The 3195-nt window shown below is 66.2% G+C and carries 3 protein-coding genes; 2 read left to right on the forward strand and 1 reads right to left on the reverse strand.

The window, feature by feature from the left end; all coding sequences use genetic code 11:
- On the forward strand, positions 1 to 883 hold an 883-nt coding region (locus tag DBR23_RS13385), incomplete at its 5' end, for a PA0069 family radical SAM protein (RefSeq protein ID WP_233250443.1).
- Between the two features lie 61 nt (positions 884 to 944).
- On the opposite strand, the gene DBR23_RS13390 is transcribed toward DBR23_RS13385, so the two are convergent.
- Positions 945 to 2027 carry a sodium-dependent bicarbonate transport family permease gene (locus tag DBR23_RS13390; RefSeq protein WP_108498583.1) on the reverse strand — a complete coding sequence of 361 codons (1083 nt, stop codon included), beginning with the start codon at positions 2025 to 2027 and terminating at the stop codon, positions 945 to 947.
- Between the two features lie 89 nt (positions 2028 to 2116).
- Here DBR23_RS13390 and DBR23_RS13395 point away from each other — a divergent pair, with 89 nt between their 5' ends.
- On the forward strand, positions 2117 to 3016 hold the full coding sequence (locus DBR23_RS13395) for a LysR family transcriptional regulator (protein ID WP_108498582.1): 900 nt from the start codon (positions 2117 to 2119) through the stop codon (positions 3014 to 3016).
- Positions 3017 to 3195 lie beyond the last annotated feature (179 nt).

Consider the following 3195-nt stretch of genomic DNA (forward strand, 5'->3'; position numbering starts at 1 on the left):
CAACCCCTACCGGGGCTGCGAGCACGGCTGCATCTACTGCTACGCCCGTCCCACACACAGCTACCTCAATTTTTCGCCCGGGCTCGACTTTGAGACGCAGATCGTGGCCAAGCACAACGTGGCGCAGGTGTTGCGTCAAGAGCTTGCGCAGCCGCGTTACGTGCCGCGTTTGCTCAACATCGGATCCGCCACCGACTGCTACCAGCCCGTGGAGCGCGACCTGAAGCTCACGCGCAGCGTGATCGAAGTGATGCGCGAGGCGCGCCACCCGTTTTCGCTGATCACCAAATCCAGCGGCGTGGAGCGCGACCTGGACCTGCTCGCCCCGCTGGCAGCGCAGCGCTTGGCGGCGGTGTACATCACCATCACCACACTCGACGCTGCGCTGGCTCGCCGCATGGAACCCCGCGCCGCCGCGCCCCACCGGCGGCTGCGCACCATCCGTGCATTGGCCGAGGCGGGTGTGCCGGTGGGCGTGAGCGTGGCGCCCCAGATCCCGTTCATCACCGAAGACATGGAGCAGGTACTGGAGGCCGCACGCGACGCCGGTGCGCGCACCGCGTTCTACACGGTGCTGCGGCTACCGTGGGAGCTGGATGCGTTGTTTCGAGAGTGGCTCGCCGTGCACTACCCGCAGCGTGCAGCGCGCGTCATGGCCCGGGTGCAAGACCTGCACCCCCTGACCGGGGCCCAGCGCGCAGCCGGCAAGACCTATGACAGTGACTTTGCCACCCGCATGAAAGGGAGCGGGCTCTGGGCCGACCTGCTGCGCCAGCGGTTTGCCAACACCTGCCGCCGCCTGGGGCTCAACCGGGAGCGCGAGGGGCTGGACCTGGGGCAGTTCAGGCCGGGACTGCTGAAAGGGCAGGGGAGCCTCTTCTAGATCCCGTGCCCACCTCCGTGCACTTTGCACTGCGCGCCGCAGGCCGCAATGCGTTGCCTCGTCAGCCCCCCCACACCCGCTGCACTATCTGGGTGTACAGCGGAATACCCACCAGGATGTTCAGCGGAAACGTCACCCCCAGCGAGAGGCTCACGTACAGCGACGGGTCGGCTTCTGGGATGGCATAGCGCACCACGGCAGGCACCGCGATATAAGACGCGCTGGCGGCCAGCACCATGAGCAGCACGGCATCCCCCGTGGGCACCTGCAGCAGCCAGGCCAGCGCCAGGGCCAGGCTGGCGTGCGTCAGCGGCCCCAGCACCGCGTAAGCCAGCAGCCATGGCGACTGCTTGCGCACCGCAGGCAGGTTGCGAGCCGTGGACAGGCCCATGTCCAGCAAGAACAGGCACAGCATGCCCTTGAACAGATCGCCCGAGAACGGCTGCATGGCCGCCTTGCCGGCATCGCCAGTCACCATGCCGATCACCATGGCGCCCAGCAGCAGCAACTGGGTGCCGTCGGTGAACGACTCGTGCAGGATCTTGCCCACCGACAGGTGAGGCCCTGGCTTGCCAGGTGCGCCCCCTGCGCTTGCGCCACCCAGTGCGGGGCCCCCTGCCGACGCCATGGCGACCACCGGTGGCACGCGCAGGAGGGGGCTTGTGGGGGTGATTGCCAACGACTGAGCCACCGACTGCCGCTGCCGCATCGCATTGGCCAGCATCACCGCCAGGATGATGGCGGGCGACTCCATCAGCGCCATGGCTGCCGCCATGTAGCCGCCGTAGGCAATGTGCTGTGACTCCAGGTACTGCGTGGCCGTCACAAAGGTCACGGCGCTGACCGATCCGTAGGTGGCTGCGACCGCCGCCGCGTTGAAGCCCGACAGCACCCGCCGCAGCAGCGCATAGCCCACCAGCGGCACCACCACGGCCAGCAGCACCGCCAGCCCCAGACTGCTGGCCACACTGGGTGTCAGGCCTGAAGCCGCCAAGGCAAACCCGCCCTTGAGGCCCAGCGCCATCAGCAGGTAGATGGACAAGAACTTCGAGATCGCCGCCGGCATCTCCAGGTTGGATCGGACCAGGCCCGCAAACACTCCCAGGGCAAAAAACAAAATCGCGGGGTCCAGCAAGCTTTGCATCATTCAACTCCTTGTTGGGGGTCGATGCTAGGGATGTGTGGCTGCAAAGTAAAATCGATTCGAACGCGTTTATCTATAGATAAAAATCTATGAATATCACCTTTCGCCAGCTGCGGCTGTTCCTGGCGCTGGCCGAGACGGGCAGCGTCAGCGCCGCCGCCAAGGTCATGCATGTCACGCAGCCCACGGCCTCCATGCAGTTGCGTGAGGTGACCCAGGCCGTGGGCCTGCCGCTGTACGAGGTGGTCTCCCGCCGTGTACACCTGACCGAGGCGGGACAGGCCCTGGCCCGCACTGCGCGTGCCATTGCGGGCGAGTGGGATGCGTTCGAGCAGCGCGTGTCGGGCGCCAAGGGCCTCACCAGCGGGCGCCTCAAGGTCGCCGTGGTCAGCACCGCCAAGTACTTTGTGCCCCGCCTGCTGGGCAGCTTCTGCAAGCTGCACCCGCAGATCGATATCTCGCTGGAGGTACTCAACCGCGACCACGTCATCACCCGCCTGCGCAGCAATCTGGACGACCTCTACGTCATGTCCATGCCGCCTGCTGATTTGCCGCTGGAGGACCAGATCCTCATGCCCAACCCGCTGGTTGTCATCGCCCCCGCAGGCCACTCCCTGGCCGCCAAAAAGCGCATCAAGCTCGCGCAATTGCAGACGGAGCGTTTCATCCTGCGCGAAAAAGGCTCCGGCACCCGCATGGCCACCGACGCCCACCTGCGCCAACTGGGTTTTGCGCCCAGCGCATTGCTGGAGCTGGGCAGCAATGAAGCCATCAAGGAGTCGGTGGAGGGCCAGCTGGGCGTCTCCATCGTCTCCCACCACGCCCTGGGCCCGCACCACGAGGGGCTTGCCGTGCTCAACGTGCAGGGCTTTCCCATCCAGTCGCAGTGGCACCTGGTCTGGCCCAAGGGCAAGCAGCTGTCACCGATCGCCGAGGTGTTCCGGGCACATTTGGTGGGAGAGGTGGAGGGCTGGATGGCACTGCGCTAATTGCGCACCCTGCGGGCCCGCCAACGGCGCGTCCCTTGGTGATGACTGGGGGGGCGCTTAACGCTGAATGCCGTGCTGCCTGCAAAGGGACGGCCCCGCCACAAGCGGGTGTTCGGTCTCAATGGACATGCCGATGGTGGATGTCCGGGTAGTGCGGATGCGTGTGCTTCAGTGGCAGG

It is taken from the genome of Acidovorax sp. HMWF018, from assembly GCF_003061035.1.
Taxonomy (GTDB): Bacteria; Pseudomonadota; Gammaproteobacteria; order Burkholderiales; family Burkholderiaceae_C; genus Acidovorax; species Acidovorax delafieldii.